The following is a 21,259-nucleotide window of genomic DNA, read 5'->3' as shown; positions in this document are numbered from 1 at the left end:
ATATACTTTTGTCGTTCGCAAAGAAATTCAGCATAGTGAACGCGAATCCCGAGGGAGGGCCACTGTGGGAGATAGTTCTCGTCGCCCAATCTGCTCCAGTGGTGGCTGCCGTCGTCGGGCTGATGATTCTCTCCGGCCTCATCAGCGTCGGCGTTACCGCGTACACGTGGCGTCATCGCAAGAAGCCGGGGGCAGTCGGGTTGGGTACGCTCGCCGCTGCGAGTGGGCTGTGGTCGGTCGGATACCTCATCGAACTCCTCATCTCGGACCTCCAACTCAAATTACTGGTCGCAAACGTCGAGTGGATTGGCGTGCTTGTCGCACCGGTCGCGTGGTTCGCATTTGCGTTCTCGTACACAGGCCGCGACCGGTACACTGCACCGGGGCCGCTCATGATTGTCTCGTTTCTCCCGATGGTCACACTCATCGCTGCCTGGACGAATCCCGCCCACCACATCATGTGGGCGACTTCGGAGGTCGTTCCGACCGCGACCGGGGCAATCACGCTCATGGACCACCAGTGGGGTCCGCTGTACTGGGTGATTCTGGCGTACAGCTACTTGCTGTGGCTCGCCGGTGCGCTCGCGCTCTTCCAGACGATGCTCGACCTGCCGACGATTTACCGACTGCAGGCGATTACGCTCATCGTCGGGACACTGATGCCGATTCTCGGGAGCCTCAGCACAGTGTTGCTCGAACTGTACGGGGTGGCACTCGACGTGACACCCGCGACGTTCACCTTCGCGGGACTCGCGTACGCCATCGCACTCAGTCAGTACGACTTACTCGGGTCGCGGCCGGTTCCGCGGTCGATTGCCTGCGAGCGAGTGGTCAAATCGATGGCCGACGCCGTGGTCGTCACCGACACCAAGTGGCGAATCATCGCACTCAATCAGACGGCAGCGGACATACTGGACCGAACCACTGCGGACCTCAAAGGCCGGCCCATTAGCAGTGTTATCTCTGGGACTGCCTCGAAAAAGTCGAACGGAAACGTCGCGGTCAAACTGGGAGAGAGCCAACGAGACTTCGAACTTCGGACGAGCACGTTCACCGATTTTCACGGGCGCCCAATCGGGAATGCACTCGTCTTCCGCGACGTGACCGACCGTCGCCGAAACGTCCAACAACTGGAGGTGATGAATCGCGTGCTTCGCCACAACCTTCGAACCGAGGCGAACATGCTCTTTGGGTACGCCGACCTCGTCGTCGAAGCGCTCGCAAACGACTCTCTGGACCGAGCGCAGCGCTACTCAGAGACCGTCCGCGACCATGCGTTTAGCCTCGTGACGATTAGCGAGAAGGCCAGGAAGATTGCCGCGCTCCACGGAAACACGACCGAGGACGACGAGACGGCGACACCAGTTCCCGTCGGCGTCCAACTGGAACAGGCAGCCAGCGCGGTCAAAGACGAACACCCAGGATGTGTCGTCCTCGTCGAGTCTGACCTCGACGACCAAATCGTCTGTTCGTCTACACTCGAACACGTCGTGCAGGAACTCATCGAAAACGGCGTCGTTCACAACTACTCCGACACGCCGACTGTCCAGGTCGAAGCGTTCGAGTCGGAGGAAACCGTGGAGATTCACATTACCGACGACGGACCGGGAATCAACCCGAACGAACTCGTCGCAATCCGCGCCCACGGAGAGACGCCGCTTCAACACGGGAGTGGACTCGGCCTCTGGCTCGTCACGTGGGGCGTCGACCAACTCGATGGTGAGGTGTCGTTCAAGCGCAACAACGGGAATGGGACCACCGTCTCGCTACAGGTTCCTGTCCAACGGGTCGCGGACGACTCGGAGACCACAGGAGCACAGAACGGCGAGGCAGAACACGGCCACGCCGAGGGAGGTTAGTTCGATGCGCCCTCGGTGTCGTCGCGGAGCTCAGTCCGGCGAATCTTCCCGGTCACCGTCTTCGGAAGCTCCTCACGGAACTCGATTTCGCGCGGATATTCGTGGGCAGCCAACTCGGATTTGACGTGGTTTTGAATCTCCGTCGTGAGCGATTCTGACGGACTCGCGTCATCGCTCGGAACCACGTATGCCTTGACGATGTTCCCGCGTTCGGGGTGCGGCTTTGGAACCACGGCCGCCTCGGCGACAGCGGGATGTTCACCAAGCGAACTCTCCACCTCGAAGGGACCGATGCGATAGCCCGACGAGAGAATCACGTCGTCGGCGCGGCCTTCGAACCAGAAGTACCCGTCTTCGTCTTTGTGCGCGAGGTCGCCAGAGCGGTACCAGCGGCCGTTGGGGCCGTCGACGAACGCCGCCTGCGTCTTCTCGGGTTTGTTCCAGTACTCGGCGAAGAAACACGGGTAGTCGCCTCGCTCGGCGATTTCGCCCGTCTCGCCCGGCGGGAGCACTTCCCCCGTCTCCGGGTCGATGATGTCGGCCTCGATACCCGGAAGCGGCTTGCCCATCGACCCCGGACGCACCTCCATCGTCGGGTAGTTGTTGATAATCATGTTCCCCGTCTCGGTCTGCCCGTAGGTGTCGAGGACGGTGACGCCGAGGGTCTCTTCGGCCCACTCGACCACACCGGCGCTGAGCGGTTCGCCGATAGAGAGTGCGTGTCGCAGGTCCAGTGAGGTGTCGTCGAGAACCGACTCGTTCTCTCGGAGCATCCGGTAGGCTGTCGGCACCGAAAACAGGACCGTGATGGGATACTCGTCGAGGAGTTCGGCCCACGTTTCGGGGTCGAACTCGCCCTCGTAGGTGAACAGCGACGCGCCCCAGAACCACGCGCCGAGGGTGTTGATTGCGCCGGTGAGCCATCCGAGGTCGCCCGTGGACCAGTAGACGTCGCCGGGTTGGAGGTCAACCGCGTAGCGCTGTGTTGCTGCCACGCCCGCGAGCCAGCGGTGTTTGTGGAGGACGCCCTTGGCAAGCCCCGTCGTCCCGGACGTGTAGTACAAGAGGGCGTCGTCCTCGCCGCCAGTTTGCGCCGTCTCGTACTCGGTGCTCGCGTCGTCGAGCGTCGGGGTGAAGATAACGTCGTCTGCGGGCGCACCACCGCCGCGGTCCACCGTGATGACGTGCTCGACGCTCGGCGCGTCTTCGAGCGCGTCGGCGATGGTGTCGCGGTTGTCGGTGGTCGTCACCACGACCGAGGCGTCGCAGTCCGAGAGTCGATAGGAGATTCCGTCGGGACCGAAGCGCTCGTTGATGCTGCCCCACACGGCACCGTGTTTGAGCGTCCCCACGAGCGCGACGTAGTGTTCGGGAATCCGCGGCATGTAGGAAAACACCCGGTCGCCCGGTTCGACGCCGAGTTCGGAGAGGACGTTCGCAAACTGGCTCGACCGGTCTGCGAGTTCCCAGAACGTCAGCGTGGTGAGTTCGCCGTCCGTCCCGACCTGATAGAGGGCCACCCGGTCCCGCGCGGTGGCGTGGCGGTCGGCAACCTCGTGTGCGATGTTCATCGACTCCGGCGCGTCCCACGATGCCTCGTCGTAGATGTCCTGCCACGAGAACTCAGTCCGTGCCGCCTCGTAGTCTGCTAAATTGTGTTCCACCATTGCACGTGTCACCACACTACAATATTTAATAATGATTATGGACAGAAACTTTCAACGAAGTGGGGAGTGGCTGGGCCGGTGAGAACAGTAGGAAGGACACCGACGGTCGCACAGACCTATCTCTCGCTAGTCCCGACGCGTATGAACTAACTTTGTTCCCCAAAACGCGGTCACAGATAGTATCAGTACCACGAACGTCTCGTTCTCGTATGTTCCCTGGGTCAGCAATTGATACGCGGTAATCGCTGCCAACAGTCCTGCTGCGGTTACGAACCCATTTCGAGCACCGAGGTAGTCTCTTTTTTCTCGACTGTTCATGTTCTGGCAGATTGTCAGAGGATGCTGTATAGCTTTGTTTGCTGAGACAGCCCCGAAGGGGCGTACCACTTTGTTCAGCAAGTGGAATTACGACTACTGTGGAGCCGGTGTGAGATAGTTGTCAATCAGTGCAGTGGCGAGAGTCTGTTGTCATCCAAATAGAAAATGATAACTTGCTAACTAGAATATCGGAAATGGAAATGCATCGGCGAGACTTCTTGTGTGGCATCGCTGCATCCTCCTCGATAGCTGTCGCGGGTTGTTCGGGGGTGATTGGCGAGCGCGAGATCGAGAAAACGACCCATCACCACGTGAAATCGAGCACTATCTGGAATGGGGTTCCATCTGACATCACGCAGACGGTGTTCATCCTGGACCTCGTCGAGAAGAACGAAACTGTAGAACTGCTGGTGTCTCCACGAGTAGACTTTGGGAGATACCATGTCTCGGGACCGAAGCAAACGACGGTCCATCTGGTTATCGACGATTTTGTCGACGAGTGGCAGCAGCAGTGGACGGAACAAAATGGGCTCGCAGGTACTCTTTCGTTCGAGTCACGGCCTGAGACGCCAGTTACGATTATTGCAAAGACAGAATTTGAGGAGGGCGGTTCGGTCGAAACCAGTCGCTACGAAGAGATTCAGTTCGCTTCGGATAGCAACTGAGGTGCTCTCAACTGGCTACTCTCGTAGCCTATTTCACGACCGGACACATACAATCGGAGTGTGGTTCCTGTCAAACAATTTTACAACCGAGTTGATAACTGGGCTAGAGACCTCTCCCGCGCTCGGTATGCTGCGCTCTTGGGAGCGTCGGCAGCCATCGGCGTTCTCGTAGTCGGTTTACTACTGAGCCGAGAGTTCTACCTCGTTCAGGCAGTCACGATGGGTGTCGTCATGTTCGCTTTAGAGTTCGCGTTTGGAAAATTCCAGACAGCAGAAGGCTAACATCCACTCCAAATGCGTGACCGACTCACCCCCTGTGTTCACCACGGCCTCAACAAACTCCCAGCGAATGAGGGGTTCAACAGGGTCACTACGTCCGTTGCGTCCAATTTGATTACCGAGGAGTCGCATCAGGAGTCGGTGTCTCTCAGCCTTTGCTCTCGTTTGGTTGCAGTTTCAGTCGCCACGCGTCGCAACTCTGCTTCCCCAATACATCTTTGCCCGCATCGGTCTAGACACTGAAACCGACAATAGCCACCAGTCTGACACTCTTGAATGGGGTACTTCTTCGGAAACTACACCCTCCCACAATCCAAGTTCTGATAATCGTAGCAGTATCTACCAATAGCAGATAGTCGTCTCAAGACACGAGAACAAATTCAAAACTCCCGCCTTAGTCACTCGAATCACCTCGCATCTCGGTTTTACAGATTCGGTGTCGACGGCGACCTCCATCAGCTAATTATTAAATACGAAAACCCAGCAATCCGTGTAGTATGCCTACCCAAGGTGAGTCTGACGGGACGGAGCCACCCACTCCGACCCTCGAATTCGGTACCCCCTCGACACCCAACGAGGAGGATGCCGTTCCAGCGCCAGTGCCGCCGGACGACCCGGCAGCGTGGTACGCGCCGAACGTCCGCGCACAGTACGAAGTCGCCCCCGACACGGTCGTCACGATTAGCGACGCCGACCACGGGTTCGACTACGACGTTCGGGAACCGTCACTCGGTGTTCGAGAAGCCCGGGCACTCGAAACAGTCCGCGACCACTTCTCGACGGTCACGCGCCGTCGGCCACTCACTCGTGAGGGTGCGGCCGAACGTGCCGCAGACGGACTCTCACCGAAGTACCGACGCGTCCTCGACCGGTTGCTCGACCTCTCGCCGCCCGCTCGCAGGCGCGTGGAGTATCACACTCTCGCCGACCTCCGGTTGCTCGGTAACGTGACACCCCTCGCGCTCGACGAGAAAATCGAAGTCGTCGACGCCGGTCGTGGTGACGGCACCGAACGACTCGTCGTCCACACCGAGAACTTCGCCCCGGCGACGACCGCGTTCGACTCCGACGTGGCGTTCGCGGACCGAATCGCCGCCGAGCGCGTGCGACACTACACGGTCCCGTTCGCCGGCTACGACGTGGACGTGGTCGTCTACCGCGACCGACTCCTCGGCGACGACCGCTTTGCGACCAAGTACGCAGTTCTCGAACCGGACCTCGTCCCCGGCGACACTGACCTCATCGACGCCTGTAAAGAGCGCATCTGGGAGGCCAACGTCGACGACGTGGTTGCCGACAGAATCGGGTTCGTCCGCGACCGAGCGCGCGAGTTCCTCTCGCGACAACTCACCGCCCGCAACACGAAGGCGTGGGTCGATGCGACCCGATTCCGTCTCAGGTCGGCGCTTTCGGAGTACGGACTCGCTCTGCCGCCGGTCGACCGCCGATTCGCGCAGGACCGCCTCGACGACCTCGTGTACTACGTCCTCCGGGACTACGTGGGCGAGGGAATCCTGACGATTCCAATCCGTGACCCGAACCTCGAAGACATCGAGGCCAACCGCGTCGGCGAGCGCGTGAAGGTCATCCCGCGGGCCGACGTGACCGGCCGCGGCGGCCTCCGCGTGCCGACGAATCTCGCGTTCGAAGACGAGACGGAGTTCACCAACGTGGTGACCCAACTCGCTGCCGCCGACGGCGTGGAGTTGAACGCCTCGAATCCGAGTGCGAAGGTCAACCTCCGCCCCGGCGAAGTCGACGGCTCGACGGCGACTGAGAGCGACGAGACGATTCGCTGTGCGGTCGCACTCCCTGTAATCTCCGAAGGCGGCCCGCACGTCTCGATTCGGAAGCAGTCGAAAGACGTGCTGACGCCCGTGGACCTCGTCGAAGGTGGGTCGCTGTCGACCGAACTCGTGACGCTGCTGTGGATCTGTTACGAGCACCACCGCGTCGTGCTGTTCTCGGGCGCGACAGGCGTTGGGAAGACGACACTCATGAACGCGCACATGCCGTTCATCCCCTACGACCACCGCCCAATCAGCATCGACGAGGGCTCCCGCGAAGTCCACCTTCCGCACGAGACGGGCATCTCGCTGACGACCCGCGACCACGAATCAGAGTTCAAGCGCGTCTCGATGGCCGACCTGATGACCGAGGCGAACTACCTGAACCCGGACGTCGAGGTTATCGCCGAAATCAACACCCCAGAGTCGTTCGCCACGTTCGCCGAGACGCTCAACACCGGCCACGGCGTCATCGGAACGACCCACGCTGCGGACGTCGAAACGCTCGTCAACCGCGTCATCGAACAGGGGCTTCCGCCGTACCTGCTCCGCGAACTCGACCTCGTGATCTTCCCGCACAAAGTCGACGGTGAGCGATACGTCTCCGAAGTCGTCGAACTCGTTCCCGAATCGGAGTTCGACGAGACGTGGGGGCGCCGCGGCGTCGTCGAGAAAGACGGTCGAAAACTCCACTGGAACACCGTCGCGCGTCGCCGTCCGGACGGGACGTTCAACCTCTCGTACGAACACCCGCAACTCGGCGACGACCACCGGCGCGTCGGCCTCCGTCTGTTCCATCGTATCGCGAACGCCACGGACAGAGAGGTCGAGGCGGTCGAACGCGAGTTCCACCGCAAACACCGCTACGTGGAATATCTCGTCCGCGAAGACGTGAGTAACGTCGACCAACTGTTCGGGTTCCTCTCGGACCTCCGAACCGACGAGGCGGCGACCGTAGAGCGCGTCCGTCGCCGGATGGCCGAACGCGATAGTGAAGAGGGCAGTCACGCCCGCAACGGTGAACCGTGACTGGGTTCGACACCCCTATCGACGACCGGCGTGTCTCGCGCATCCGGTCGCTCTCGGTGTTCGACAGGGCGCTCTACGCGCTCTTCGCCCGGCACGCCGACGCCGACAGACACGACCGAGACCGGCGTCGGTACCGCGGCACCGACCTCCGAATCAGCTTCGACCTCTATCTCGCCCGGAGCTACGGACTCGCGTGGGCGACGGGACTGTTCGTCGCACTGCCGACCCTGTTGGTCGTGATGGCGATTCCGGATGCAGCCGTCGATTCGGTGCTGAATCTGCTTCGTGCGGTCGTGCCCCCCTTCGACCGCGTCCCGGTTCCGGTCGTCCCGCGAACGCCAATCGCGGCAGTGGTCGCACTCGGGGTTGCGATACTTACTCGGCGCGTGGTCCTCACCGTCGCGGGACAGTACCTCAGCTGGCGGGCCACGGCACGCAGAGAGAATATCGAACGCACACTTCCCGGCGCAGTTCGCTACCTCCACGTCCTCGCGTCGGGAAGCGACGGCCCGCGGGAGATGCTCCGCCGTGTCGCCGAAACCGATGCGTACGGCGAGTCGGCCGTGGCGTTTCGGAGCGTCCTCAACACCGCTTCGCTGACCGGCAACGTGAACGAAGGGCTCAGACGTGTCGCCCGCGACACGCCCTCGGAGGGGATGCTCGCGCCGTTCCTCCTGAAGTTCCGCGAGCACGCCGGGCAGGGCGACGACGCCCTTCGGAACTACCTCCGCATGGAGAGCCGAATGCTCGGACACAGACAGGCCCGCGCTCGCGACCGCGCCGAGGGTTTTCTCGAACTGCTCGCTGAGCTGTTCATCGTCCTGCTCGTCCTCCCGTCGCTTCTCGTCATCGTCCTCACGGTGATGAGCGTCATCGCGCCCGGACTCTCCGCACCCGTCGTCACGCCGGTTGGAACGACGACGGTCCGCGGCGTGGTCGTCTACGCGAGCGCGTTCTTCATCGTCGGCGTCGGACTCGCGGCGAGTATCCTCATCGCCGGCCTGCGCCCGCCGGACCAGTCAGTCGAGTACGAGCGGCCGAGCGAAATCCTCGAACTCCTCGGAACGGCGACGATGAATCCTGCGAGCGCTGCGGTTGCCTTTGTCGCTCCGGCACTCGCCGTCAGCGCTGCTGCTGGACTCGTCGGTGTCGACGCATTCGGCGTGACTCTGGCAGGGTACGTTGCCTACGCGCTTCCCGTCGGTCTCGTCGGCGTCCGACGCGCCCGCATCGACGACGCGAAAGACCGCGAACTGAAAGACTTCGTCCACGCTGTCTCAGGACACGTGAGCCTCGGTCGACCGTTCGCTGCGGCCGTCGAACACGTCGGGCAGGACGTCGACCTCGGACCGCTCGACCCCGACGTGGCCGACCTCGCGCTCAACTTGCGACTGACCGCACCGAGTGCAGGGACGGACGTCGACCTCCGAACTGCCGCACTCGAACGCTTCGTCGACAGAGTCGGGACGCCGATGGCCGAACAGACGATTGGCCTCGTCGTCGGGGCGCTCGATGGCGGGAGTGACACGGGCACCGTCTTCGACACCCTACAAAGCGAAATCGGCCGCCTCTACCACGAAAAGCGGGCACTTCGGTCGAGCCTGCTCGTCTACGTCGCCGTCGGATGGACGACCGCACTCCTGGTCGTCGGCATCACCGTCGCCGTCAACGTCCACGTCTTCGACGGGTTCGCGCAACTGTCGACACTCTCGTCTTCGGGGTCGTTCGCCATCGACGCCGATGCCGTCGACCTGACTCGCGACCGCTATCGAATGTACGTCGTCACACAGGCGACAATGCTCGCGTCCGGGTGGTTCGCCGGTACTGCGAGTCGCGGCCGCTACGAAGCCCTCCTCCACTCTGCCATCCTCGTCACTGCCTGTTACGTCGTGTACGCGGGGGTCGGTCTGATATGACCGGCTCGACGAGTCGAAACCGAACGTCGAGTTCGAAGGGCGGTGACCGCGCCCAGTCGAACGTTGTCGGCGTCGCGCTCTTACTCGGCATCGGCGTCGTCGCCATCGGTCTCGTGACTGCGAGCGTCGGCGGCCTCGTCGACGCCCAGCGCACCTCGGCAGACGCCGGTGCCGCAGCGGACGGCTTCGAATCGCTCAGAGACGGGACGTTTGCAAGTGAAGACGGCGCGTACCCCATGCGCGTCACCGATGGTGACCTCGTCCGCGTGAATCGGACGGTCCGAATCGGCGCTGTAAACGGAGTGAACCGAACCTACGACGCCGACGGCTACGTCGTGACCATCGGGAGCCACCGAGTCGCGTTCGTGGGTGGTGCCGTCGTACGCGGGACGGGTGAAAACGCGCAACTCGTGACTCCTGCACCCCTCTCCAGCGCGGGCGACGCAGCGTTTCTCCCGCTCCCTGTACTGAACGCCTCGTCGAGTGATGGCGGCGGTCTCGACGCCGGAACCGAACTCCAGACGCAAACGACACGAACCGTCAATGAGCGTCCGGCCGACACGTACACGGTCGCCGTCGAAACCGCCGCACCCACTGCGTGGGAGCGAGCCTACGAACGACGCGGGTTCGACACGACACGGGCAGACTTCGACGGCGATGGCGTTCCGAGCGTCGTGGCGACGCTTCCCGAAGACCAGACTCTCACTGTCGTCCAGTACGACCTCACGGTGGAGGTGCGACGTGGCTGACCGTCGCCCCCGGCGGCAATCGTCGCCCTCACTTCGAACTGACCGGCGCGCAGTCGTTCCTGTCGTCAGCAAGGCGCTCGAAGCCGCAGTCGTCGTCCTGTTCGTAGGACTGCTGACGACTGTCCTCTTCGGCGGTGTCGTGCCCGACCACCGAGACGCAGTCGCCGACGAACTCGCCGACAGGACACTCTCGAACGCAGTCGAGCGAACCGAGACGGCCGCTCGCATCCCCGCCTCGGTGACTCGTGGCCACCGAACCGTCATCGTCGACCTTCCACGGTCGATTCGCGGCCATAGCTATCGGATTCGCTACGTGCAGAACGCCTCGGTCGACTCTGACTCGAACGCCACCACTCCGGCGCTCGTCCTCGACCACCCCAGAGACGCGTTCGACCGGCAGCTTCCGGTTTCGCTCCCGGATTCGGTCACCGTCTCGGGGACGTGGGACAGTGGCAGCGACGCTGCTGTCAGAGTGACCGTCGAAGACGACGGAACGACGCTCGAACTGCTGAATGGACCAGACACGAGCGGTGTGGAGGACGCCAATGAGTAGAGGGAACCTCCGCCACCTCCGCCTGAGTCAGCCCACTTCGTGCCGGGGACAGACGACGCTCGCTGGCCTCGCTATCGCGCTGGTTCTCTTGACCGCGGTGACGACCACGAGCGTCGTTCTGGCGGACCAAGCGCTCGTGGACGCGACCGGCGACCCGCCCGAACAGCGTCACGCAGAGAGTGCGGCCTCGGCGCTCGTCACCGAGTCGCCGCTGGCTATCTCAGACGGCACGGTCTCTGCGGAGCGAGTCAACCAAACGAACGCGTCGGAACTCGCGTCGGCGATTCCGGCACTTCGAGGGACCGACTTTCGCGTCGTCGTCGACGGCAACGTGGTCGCAACTCGCGGCGGCATCAACAACACAACAGGCACGACCGCCACCCGTGGCGTCGGACTCCTCAGCACGCGTTCCGACCAGATTACGTTCGCCATCGACAACGACAGTCGCGGAAGTCTCGACGGCCGGACCGACCAGCTTCGTATCGACGTCGACCCAGCGAACGGTACCACCGTGCGGGCCGTCACGGTCAACGACCGGGTCGTCCTTCACAGGCCGACCGGCGTCGAAGGAACCCACACAGTGAACGTTTCGACGTACGCCGACCCGACAGTCGGTGTCGAAGCGACCGGCCCAGCACCGGCCGGGCAGGTGACTGTCTCGGCGACCATCATCGAACGACGGCCGACTCGCGTGGAGGTGACAGTCGATGCGTGAGCGTGGCTTCAGTTCGCCGAGTGGTGAGGGCGAGAGTCGCGGCCAACTCTCGCTGACCGTCATCGAGGCAGCGGTTGCGACCTTGCTCGTGCTCACCGTCGCGGCTGGCTTCGCGCTGACGCCTGAATATCCGACTGCGACGCTGGACCACTCATCCACACCGCTCGACGAGCAAGCGCACGATGCTGCCGCACTCGTCGCTGCCGCTCCAGCAGACGGTCCCGGAACGCTCCTCGGGGTTGCGTGCGCGTCTGAAAGCGACTTCGACGCTCGCGCCGCACAGTTGCAAACGGTCGCCAAATCGGGTGTCTCACCGGGGGCATTCGTCGCTATTCAGACGGACGTCGGCGAGGCAGGAACGTCGCCACCGGCGGACGCGCGAGTCGGGTCCGCGTCGGTCGTCGTCCCGCGCTGTACGGCGACGCTGGAGGTGTGGTACCCGTGAGTCGCCGGTGGCGAGCGTATCTGAAGCGAGGCAGCGACACCACCGCCGCAGACCGCGGCCAACTCGTCTTGGTCTCCGGCGCTGTCGTCGCCGTCGCGCTCCTCGCACTCGTCTTCGCACACGCGCAACTCGCCTACGGCGGGTCGGCTGACGCACCAGAACTCTCAGACATCTCGGCGGCGACCCAAGACGCGGCTCACGCCGCGACTGCCCACGTCGCCGGGCGATACAGTTGGGGCGCGAGACAGGCAGCGGTCTCCGAGTTCAGGGACGAACTCGACCCCAACCTCGCGCGAATCGAACGCGCCCACACTGGGTCTGGCGGGGTGGCGATAACGACGAACGACTCTGCGGCGAGCGGGTGGGCGCTCAGAAACTGTCCGAGTGGTGTGTATCGGGATTTCGGTTCCTGTGTCGCCGACCGTGGCGTCGTCGTGCAGGAACGCGCCGGTGAGACGACGGTTGTCGCTGTGGCGGTCGACGTCGTGGTGTCGACGCCGCGCCACGAGACGGACGTGACGCTTGCGGTGACGGCGGTGTGAGAGTGAGGTGAGCTACGAAGCACAGTATCCGTTTGAGACCTTACAGCAACTCCCGACCATCACCTTTTCGGAAATTCATCAAAAATTATTAGTATAGAAAAAAGCAAATAAGTCTGCTATGAAATCGAGATCATATTTTATAATTGGGTCCCTCTCTGGGGTCCTCTCTCTTGCAGTTGCTGTGGCTCTATTTTTAAATAAGTCATTTTTCCGAGTGGCACCACTAGTCATCGGTGTTGTTAGTTTCGGAGTGAGTCTTACAAGCATCTGGAGAGGAATCAAAGAGACAAATAAGAGTGTCTCAACTGGTCAGAATATACCAAAACCAGACACTCAACACACAGACCAATCTACTGGTGTGGAATTAGTTTCGACAGGCAGGTCTGAGCAAACAGACACCGTGTTGGAAAACGAGGAGCCAAACCGAGAGATAGATGATGAAATCGTCCAAGTTACATCCGACCTCATCATTGAGAAAGCAGAACAGCACAAAGACCGGTTTACTCTTCGGTATAATGATGTGGACTCTGGTTCCAGCGGGGGTTCCTTCGAACTGATTGACCACCCGGAACCACTCACGCTGTACGATGAGATGCTACTCTACCTGTTAGTAGCTGCCCGTGCCTCAGTCGCGGGTATTCGTGAAAATCCGGTGGTCACCGGAGAAGAACTGAATTCTGCTGGCTACGAGTATCTCGAGATTGCGGCGTTTTTGAGTCGCTACGGACACTTCATCGAAGGAACAAAACATGACTGGAGTCCAGAGGCGTATCTGGCTCTACCGGATGCAGAACTTCAACTCAATTATCGCAAGGTGTCTGAAATCTCTGAGGAGATTGGGAAACTAGATCCGATATCTGCGTCCACCTTCAATATTGGATTTGCGTCGAAAAACCTCACTGAATGTGAGAAGGCATGTCGAGACCTAGACGGTACACAGATGGCTCATGACCGGCTCACCTCCGAGCAGAAACTCGCAATCAGGCGTCTTCTCGAGGCTATGTGGGAAGTACAAAAGTATCCAACCGTTGTTGGTCGCGATAATACGTGGAATAGCTTCGTGAACTGCGTTGGTGCGACGATCGATTGGATTGAGAGCGGCAATTCGAGTAGCGCAATCAAGTGTCTCGATCGAGCAAAGAGCCAGCTAGAGACGATAGCAAAACGAGGCAAAAATTCTCGTGCTTCGATAAATACGGGACAGAGTAACTAGGTCAAAGAGGGGGTCAAACTTCACGCTCACAAAGGGCGTGACTGCGCGCGCAGCACGATAGAGAAGCTTGGAGTGGTGAGTGGGTCATGCCGATAGAATTTGAGACGGGCAAACGGTGTACCCAAGATGACCGACCAATCACCGGACCAAGGATTGATTTTGGTTGCTCGAAATGTCCTATCGAGTTTACAAGCCAATGATTAGTTCGTTCGCCAACCTGTTGGAGACAATCGCTTCTCAGGTTCCGGTCTCGTTACTCAATCTCGTGTTGATTACCCTCACGCTGGTAGTTACATACTACGCCTTCAGGACACAGAAGCTATCTACAGCGTTACTCGATGCGAGACAAACGGACTATTCAACCGACTTTTTACTCCAGAATACATCACACACGTCACATGTCGTCCTTCGGGTGAAAATGCGGGTTTGGCTACCTGGCGAGGATGAACCACGAGATATGGCTGAATTTTCACTAGATGAAACGGGTTCATCTGTAGATTATCTCTATCCTGCACGTCCAGGTACAGCACGTCTCCCGAACATTGCATACCGTACAGAACTCGGTCCGCTTGACTTCACCCGCTTCCGAACAGTGCCACCGAACGTCAGATTGTGGCCATCTACGACGTTGCAAACTGTCGAGACAAGCGGTGATGGCGTCACTGACGTACACGTAGGGGAATCCTGTGACCCTTCGACGATGGAGATGAACGATCTAGAAACACTCCAAACGACCTATCAGCAACTTCTCTCAGAGGTCGATGCGCAAGAGCGGCCCATGCCACCGTATATTATTCCATCAGATGCTGAAAAAATCCGCTTGGAGATACAGCAAACGGGAGAAGTGTACGAATTAGTTCCAGATAATGACTCGTGGATTGTCACTTCGAAGAGAGAGCACACGGTCACGATGGATGGCAATGAATACAGGCTCGGTAACGAACGGCTCTCTCTTCGCAATATCTACTATCGGTTTAAATTTGGAATGCTGCGGATGAGACGAAAAACGCGACTCTCCGGCCAGAGCTACGGCGACGAGAGTTGAATCGTGAGGTAGATAGCGCTACCGTCGATGCCGAGCTGCCAACTTTTGTAGGGCTCACTGGGAGCGAACGAAACGAACCTGAGGGCACAGACTCAGTAACCCGTGGATGAAGCTGTTTGTGGTCGAACTGACCGTGGTGGCTATTGCAGCGCACAATCCTCGGCGGTCTCCCGCTTCAGCACCTTAGTTCTGAAATGTGAACTCAGCGATGCAAAATCCTCACCAGCGTCTAAATGGTATCCGACCAACGGTACCGGGGCGAATATATCTGAGACGAGTTCGACATGGACGTGCCTCAGCTATATGGGTTCGATTATGACACAGATTTTCTTGCAGTTATTGGCCACGTGCTTCCCAAAAGGTTCGAGTTGAATTACGACGGGTGCGGATTTAAGCGCGGTACGCTTCGGCCCAGATATACGGTCAGTGAATCTGAGGGCTTACCAAACAAACGTATCCACCACAATCTCCTCGCATTCCACCAACAAGGTCGTTCACCACCGGAAGACATCGAAGCACAGGTCGAGATTGCAATCGATTAAGCGTGATTTTGACTCTGCTCGATAGACGAACGGCAGACATGACTAAACAGCACCACGACGTCAGGCTGCTCGGGCGATCCAAACGTCGAGTGTGGTGTTGTTACGGATAACCCGGATGTCACTGCGTGTGACGTTATACTCCTCCGAGAGGAACTGGTCGAGTGAGTCGAGTTGCTCGGCTGAGAGGCCGCTGCTGACCGACTCGTTTGTCGTTGCAGCCGCTGTGACTGACTCGTTGAGGACGGGGACTTCTGCGAACAGCGTCTGATTGTACTCGATAGTGGGGTGGTCGCCAGCGTCCTCGTCGGCAGGAGACACGACGAGCAACCCACCACGTTCGGGTGTCGGTGTCGGCTCCGGAGTTGCTGTTTCAGTGTGCGTTTCCGATTCGGTAGATGGAGTCGATGCAGTGTGTGTCGTCGATTCAGTCGGCGGTGCGTCTGTTTGCTGTGGCGTCTGTTCGGGTTGGTCTGGTGCGATACCAGCGCACCCAGCAGTCACCACGACCAATGCAACTGCAAGTACCAGCGGGCTGTGAATTCTTCAGACCATAATAAGGGCGGAGATCGGTCGCCAAAGGTGCTACTTCGACCGATTTCAGTTGTGGCGTAACCCATCGGATTCGCTCGGGTTGTGTCTGGGAGGAGACGCTTCGTCCTTTGCGACCGTCGGCGCTCTACCCGTATCGTCACGACCCCCCGATGAAAATTTTGTCCGGGAGGAACGGAAACTGGTAACCGCTGGTGTCGAGTATCGGTAACACCAACCATCTGACCAAAGGCACTCCCTCGTCAGCCACAACATTCATCGCATCATCCAGTCCAAAATGATCCTACAGTGACTAATTATCTCACCCGCCGCGGTCTTCTGTCAAAAGCCGCTATCGCATCCGGAATCGGTGGGTTTTCGGGCTGTCTCGGTTCGGTTGGCCGCACGACGTTCCTGTTCAGTACGTTTCCAGTTGGTGAGTCGCTGACTGAACTCACGGATTCATTTATCGAAGCGGACCCGACACAAATCGAGGCGCAGTTTGCAATCGACTATCCAGACGCGTATAAACGCGAACTCGTCGACACGCTCATCGAGGAGGGAACCGTCGATGTCGTCGAGTGGCAACTCGCCTACGACCGCTCGTTCGGGACGACGACGCGTCCGGAACCGCAGTTCATCGAACGAGATGGGACGTACTACTCGGTGACTGAGGCTGGACGGATCGAGAGAACGGTGACCCGATGGGTGTTTTATCTCGACCTCGTCGATGAAACGCCGACTTCGTCAGACACCGTCGTTACCGAACCCCCTTCTTCGCTCTCTGAGGCGGACCAACTACTCGTCGAGCGTGCCCTCGAACCGGTCTGGGGACACGGAGGTGCTGTCGACGTCGACGAGCGCCCACTCGGCGGCCGAGGCCCGACGTTTCACCACCAGATGGACCCCAACGCGAGCGAACTCGTTCCCTCGGCACCGTTCGACTACCTGAACCGGGGTGACGCCTATTTTGTCCCCCGCGCCGAACGTGGTCCCGTCAAACAAACCCGCTACACCTACGAGGTCGAACCAGTTGCGTCCTCGCAGGCGGAACTTGAATCGTACGTCGATTCGACGGTTGTGGATGCGACCTTCGGCACAAACAACAGCACAGACGGTGTGATTTCCATCCTCGAAACGGCGACTGACCTCGGCTCAGGGCGACAATACAAAGAGCGCGGTTCGATGTCTGACGACCTGACGGCGATTACCGACCGACTCGGGATGACCGACAATATTCCCACCGAGCAGTCGGGATACGTCTCACTGAACGGTGCAGTGATGTCGTTTTCCGGGACGTGGTACCGCGCCTCCCTTTCGAGACGGTGACTGTGGAAGGAGCCGACGTGACGCTTGCGGTGACGGTGGATGGTTACAAGCGGATGAACGGACGAGTTATAGACGGAGAAGACACATATAACATCAGTGGACAATTTGCGCAGATGGCTTTGGATGAAAACATCCAACTAGAGCGCTACGCTCAAAATCCACCCGAGTAGATGAAATAGCACGATTTTTGACAATCATTTATTGCTGTCCTTTTTAATACCATGAATGTATGTCAAAAAGATTATTTGGGTTTGTGAAAATATACAAACATGAGTGAGAACATCACTACTAATATTTTGTTATTGATAATAACCATATCTTTGTATGAAATTGGGAAAGGGGTTGGAACAACCGACCACAATGCACTCCTTCTTTGTGTAGCAGGTGCATTTTTAGTCACGATAATCTCTATTTTCACTGGTCTTCGAGAGAAGTACCTATAAAGAGCTATCAAATGATTAATTATTAATGGTGGATTTTTACATTGGGAGACATACAAATTTTGTATAGTATTGTAATCATAGCACATGAAAATATTGGAATTGGAGAATACTTTTCAAAATAGTAGAAGTTGATACAGCTATCTTCTCCATCCACCAATATTGGACGAATAAACATTAAATGAGTAATAAAATATGGATAAGTACTATTATGGGCAGTATATGGAAAATATTCATTCCATCAGCCATTATAGATCGGGTTATAGACAGTATGTTTTGGGAATTGCATTTTTGCACACATTATTTATAACAATATATTGTACTGTTATATTTCTACACTTGTGCAATACTGTCCTGCATCATATCGGTGGCCTGTACGCCACATGAAAACGCGACACCGTCGCCACACTCATCGAAGAGGGAACGGTTGATGTCGTCGGGTGGCAACTCGCCTACGACCGCTTGTTCGGAACGACGACGCGCCCGGGAACACAGTTTATCGAACGAGATGGGACGTACTATTCGGTGACTGTGGAGTGGTCGGACGTGAAGCTCGCAACACGGACAGCGTGAGACCACCGCGAGTATGACAGTTCACGTGTCGATTTGATACCGGCACCCACCGGGGGAGTCGAGTGGGCGGTCCCTTTCGCGGAGGGGTTGAGTACCAAACAGCCATAGTTCTCGCTGGTTTGGTTACGAACAAGTGATGACCGAGAGACTGCCCACTCCAAACCAGGTTCGAGGCTGATGGCCGGTTCCGATAGCATCCTCGATTCGGCCACCGTCCTGCTCGCCGGGACGAGCGAGTGGCTCGACCAGTTCGAAAGCAAACTCGAATCAGAGACGGACGCAACGGTAACGCACGCCCGTGATAAGAGTGAAGCACTCGAATACGTCCAGACCCAGCCGATAGACTGTCTCGTCAGTGGGTACGTGCTCGAAGAGACCACCGGAGTAGACCTACTCAAAGAGATTCGGACTCAGACGGCCGCACTCCCGGTGATTATCGGGACTGCGTCTGGAAGCGAGACGATTGCAAGCGAAGCGATTGGGGCAGGAGTCACCGATTACGTTCCCGTCTCTGAGTCGATGGACGCGGCGGCCGAAGCGTTGCTGACCCGCACAGAACGTGCAGTTCGGTCTGCACGACGCGCGTCGACGCAGCGTGACCGGGCGAGACAGTTCGATGCGATTTTCAACGATTCGCGGACGGCGACGTGGGTTCTCGACCCGGACGGCTCACTCGCTCGCGTGAATCAGACGGCACAGGAGATGGTCGATGAGGATATCCAGATGCTCGTCGGCGACCCCTTCTGGTCGCTTCCGTGGTGGACGCACGACGAGACGACGCGGGCCGAAGTCCGACAAATCACCGAGCGAGCGCTCGACGGGACGTTCGGAAATGTCGTCGTCCCACAACCGCCGCACCTCGACGACCCTCGCGTCTTCGACCTCTCGGTGCGCCCCGTCGAGAACGAACGGGGCGAACTCGTGTCGATTGTCGTCGAAGGCGTGGATATCACTGAGCGAGTCGAGTTAGAACGAGACCTGCGACAATCGGAGGAACTCCACCGGGTTACGCTGAACAACATGACCGATACGGTCCTGATTACGGACGAGGCAGGGGAGTACACCTACGTCTGTCCCAACGTGCACTTCATATTTGGATACACGGCCAGAGAGATTCGCGAACTGGGGACCATCGACGAACTACTCGGTGAAGACCTGTTCGACCGCGACGAACTTGCGGAGAAAGGCGTCCTCAAAAACATCGAGTGTACGGCAACCGACAAGGCGGGTCGCGAGCACACGCTGTTAGTCAACGTCCGCGAAGTGTCGATTCAAGACGGGACACTGCTCATTAGCTGTCGGGACATCACTAAACGAAAACGGCGCGAAGAGGCGCTCGCAACCCTTCACGAGACGACTCGCGACTTCCTGTATGCCGAGACACACCAAGAAATTGCACAGGAAATCGTCGACGACACGCCGAGTGTGTTGAATCTAGACGCGAGTGCGGTCTATCTCTTCGACGCAGAAACGAACGCACTTCGGCCTGTCGCGAACTCGCGGGCGATGAGAGAATTGAACGGGCCACTTCCAACGGTCCGCGCCGACGGTGAGAGCCTCCCGAGCTACAGCTTCGTCGAGGGAACAGAACTGCTGTACGACGACATCCACGAAGCGGACCGTCTCGCAAACGAGGCGACAGATATTCGCAGTGCGATTTACATTCCCCTCGGAAACCACGGCGTGTTCGTCGCCGGGGCAGAACAAGTGGGTGCATTCGAAGCAGTCACTCGGGAACTAGCGGACCTATTGGCAGCAACGGCCGAGGCAGCCCTCGACCGAGTCACCCGCGAATCGAGACTCCGTGAGCAAGACCGGACGTTACAGCGACAGAACAAGCAACTCTCGGAGTTGAATCGAATCAACGAGACGATTCGAGAGATAGACCAGGCACTCGTGCAGGCCGAAACGCGAGACGAAATCTACCACACCGTCTGTGAGTTGTTGACCGCGGACGACAGGTTTCGGTTCGCGTGGGTTGGAACGGTCGATTCGACGACAAACACGGTGGAGCCGCAGGCCTGGGCAGGCAGCGAGAGAGGGTATCTGGACAGTCAGACGTTCACCGTGACCGAATCAGCGACGGAACCTGCCAGCAAGACAGCAGCGAGTCGAGAGATAACGATGGTGAGCAACGTCGCATCCGGCCTCCGAGACGAACCGTGGCGCAAGGACGCTCTCGCTCGGGATTACCTCTCTGTACTCAGTATCCCACTCGTCTACAATGACCTCACTCACGGGGTGTTGACGGTGTACGCACCGACCCAGAAGGCATTCGATGACACTGGCAAGTCGGTCCTCGCCGAACTCGGAGAGACGATTGCATCTGCACTCAGCGCAATCGAGCGAAAGAACGCACTCCTCACGACGTCGATGACGCGCGTCGAGTTCGCCATCACCGACCCAACGTTCGTCCTCACCCGCCTCGCACAGGAGGCAGCGTGTACGCTGTCGTACCAAGGCGGCGTCCAGCAATCGTCGGAGGGGAGCTACGTGTTCGTGACGGTTGCAGACGCCCCTCTCGACGAGGTGGCCGAAACGGCATCACAGTTGGTCGCAATCGACGACGTACAGCAAATCAGTGCAGACGGGACAGAGGGAGTCCTCCGTCTGCGCCTCACACAGCCGTTCTTCGCGCTCGAACTCGCAGACCACGGTGTCGTCTTCCAAGAGGCAACTGCCGACCCGACGACGACGGTTCTCGTCATCGACATCCCGACGAGTATCGACGTTCGAACGATTACACAACTCGTCGAAGAGACGTTCACATCCGTGGAACTGCGCGCGAAGCAGTCACTCGACCAGTCGATGGAACACGACCTCTACGCACGGTTTTTGGAAAAGCTGACCGACCGGCAGTTAGAGGTCATTCAGACAGCCTACTACAGCGGGTACTTCGAGTCGCCACGCGAAAATAGCGGTGAGGAAGTTGCGGACACACTCGGGATTTCGCCCCCGGCATTCTACAAACACGCCCGAACTGTCCAGCGAAAGCTGTTTACGACACTGTTCGAAGAGAGTACGCTCTCAGTGACGCCCCCCTGAGGGAGTTAGGCAACAAACCA

Annotated in this window: 16 protein-coding genes; 14 read left to right on the top strand and 2 right to left on the bottom strand. The window is 58.9% G+C overall.

From position 1 onward, the window contains the following. Positions 1 to 122 precede the first annotated feature (122 nt). Positions 123 to 1,859, top strand: a complete 1,737-nt coding sequence (locus KU306_RS07720; RefSeq protein WP_258303384.1) for a histidine kinase N-terminal 7TM domain-containing protein — start codon at positions 123 to 125, stop codon at positions 1,857 to 1,859. On the opposite strand, the gene KU306_RS07715 is transcribed toward KU306_RS07720, so the two are convergent. Continuing rightward, positions 1,856 to 3,526 (bottom strand): acetate--CoA ligase, encoded by a 1,671-nt coding sequence (locus KU306_RS07715; protein ID WP_258303348.1) that lies wholly within the window; start codon positions 3,524 to 3,526, stop codon positions 1,856 to 1,858. The two genes, KU306_RS07720 and KU306_RS07715, sit on opposite strands and share 4 nt — an antisense overlap. Positions 3,527 to 4,044: 518 nt before the next feature. On the opposite strand from KU306_RS07715, the gene KU306_RS07710 reads away from it, so the two are divergent. From KU306_RS07710 to KU306_RS07665, 10 genes are all read left to right on the top strand, one after another. Beyond that, complete coding sequence (locus KU306_RS07710; RefSeq protein WP_258303347.1) at positions 4,045 to 4,509, top strand: hypothetical protein; 465 nt, start codon at positions 4,045 to 4,047, stop codon at positions 4,507 to 4,509. Between the two features lie 776 nt (positions 4,510 to 5,285). Next, complete coding sequence (locus tag KU306_RS07705; RefSeq protein ID WP_258303346.1) at positions 5,286 to 7,604, top strand: type II/IV secretion system ATPase subunit; 2,319 nt, start codon at positions 5,286 to 5,288, stop codon at positions 7,602 to 7,604. Continuing rightward, positions 7,601 to 9,520 carry a type II secretion system F family protein gene (locus KU306_RS07700; protein ID WP_258303345.1) on the top strand — a complete coding sequence of 640 codons (1,920 nt, stop codon included), beginning with the start codon at positions 7,601 to 7,603 and terminating at the stop codon, positions 9,518 to 9,520. Before KU306_RS07705 ends, KU306_RS07700 begins: the two co-directional genes overlap by 4 nt. Next, positions 9,517 to 10,269, top strand: coding sequence for a DUF7289 family protein (locus KU306_RS07695; RefSeq protein ID WP_258303344.1), 753 nt, complete (start codon positions 9,517 to 9,519; stop codon positions 10,267 to 10,269). Before KU306_RS07700 ends, KU306_RS07695 begins: the two co-directional genes overlap by 4 nt. Continuing rightward, on the top strand, positions 10,262 to 10,822 hold the full coding sequence (locus tag KU306_RS07690) for a DUF7266 family protein (RefSeq protein WP_258303343.1): 561 nt from the start codon (positions 10,262 to 10,264) through the stop codon (positions 10,820 to 10,822). Before KU306_RS07695 ends, KU306_RS07690 begins: the two co-directional genes overlap by 8 nt. Continuing rightward, positions 10,815 to 11,537, top strand: a complete 723-nt coding sequence (locus KU306_RS07685) for a DUF7263 family protein (protein ID WP_258303342.1) — start codon at positions 10,815 to 10,817, stop codon at positions 11,535 to 11,537. The genes KU306_RS07690 and KU306_RS07685 overlap by 8 nt, the downstream gene beginning before the upstream one ends. Continuing rightward, positions 11,530 to 11,982 carry a DUF7262 family protein gene (locus tag KU306_RS07680; RefSeq protein WP_258303341.1) on the top strand — a complete coding sequence of 151 codons (453 nt, stop codon included), beginning with the start codon at positions 11,530 to 11,532 and terminating at the stop codon, positions 11,980 to 11,982. Before KU306_RS07685 ends, KU306_RS07680 begins: the two co-directional genes overlap by 8 nt. After that, positions 11,979 to 12,524, top strand: coding sequence for a DUF7261 family protein (locus tag KU306_RS07675; RefSeq protein WP_258303340.1), 546 nt, complete (start codon positions 11,979 to 11,981; stop codon positions 12,522 to 12,524). Before KU306_RS07680 ends, KU306_RS07675 begins: the two co-directional genes overlap by 4 nt. A gap of 118 nt (positions 12,525 to 12,642) precedes the next feature. Next, on the top strand, positions 12,643 to 13,737 hold the full coding sequence (locus KU306_RS07670) for a hypothetical protein (RefSeq protein WP_258303339.1): 1,095 nt from the start codon (positions 12,643 to 12,645) through the stop codon (positions 13,735 to 13,737). 196 nt (positions 13,738 to 13,933) lie between these two features. Beyond that, a complete protein-coding gene (locus KU306_RS07665; RefSeq protein WP_258303338.1) occupies positions 13,934 to 14,782 on the top strand; it encodes a hypothetical protein in 849 nt (282 codons plus the stop codon). Positions 14,783 to 15,384: 602 nt separating this feature from the next. Here KU306_RS07665 and KU306_RS07660 read toward each other — a convergent pair. Further along, complete coding sequence (locus KU306_RS07660) at positions 15,385 to 15,825, bottom strand: hypothetical protein (RefSeq protein ID WP_258303337.1); 441 nt, start codon at positions 15,823 to 15,825, stop codon at positions 15,385 to 15,387. A 336-nt stretch (positions 15,826 to 16,161) separates the two neighbouring features. On the opposite strand from KU306_RS07660, the gene KU306_RS07655 reads away from it, so the two are divergent. The 3 genes from KU306_RS07655 (at position 16,162) to KU306_RS07645 (ending at position 21,239) form a co-directional block, all read left to right on the top strand. Beyond that, positions 16,162 to 17,181, top strand: coding sequence for a hypothetical protein (locus KU306_RS07655; protein WP_258303336.1), 1,020 nt, complete (start codon positions 16,162 to 16,164; stop codon positions 17,179 to 17,181). 269 nt (positions 17,182 to 17,450) lie between these two features. Continuing rightward, positions 17,451 to 17,624 (top strand): hypothetical protein, encoded by a 174-nt coding sequence (locus KU306_RS07650; RefSeq protein ID WP_258303335.1) that lies wholly within the window; start codon positions 17,451 to 17,453, stop codon positions 17,622 to 17,624. A gap of 747 nt (positions 17,625 to 18,371) precedes the next feature. Next, on the top strand, positions 18,372 to 21,239 hold the full coding sequence (locus KU306_RS07645; protein ID WP_258303334.1) for a bacterio-opsin activator domain-containing protein: 2,868 nt from the start codon (positions 18,372 to 18,374) through the stop codon (positions 21,237 to 21,239). The last annotated feature ends 20 nt before the right edge of the window (positions 21,240 to 21,259 follow it).

This window comes from Haloferax larsenii (assembly GCF_024730625.1).
Lineage (GTDB): Archaea > Halobacteriota > Halobacteria > Halobacteriales > Haloferacaceae > Haloferax > Haloferax larsenii.
Note: the sequence above shows the minus strand (reverse complement) of the source record. Positions and strands in the feature narration are given on the sequence as shown.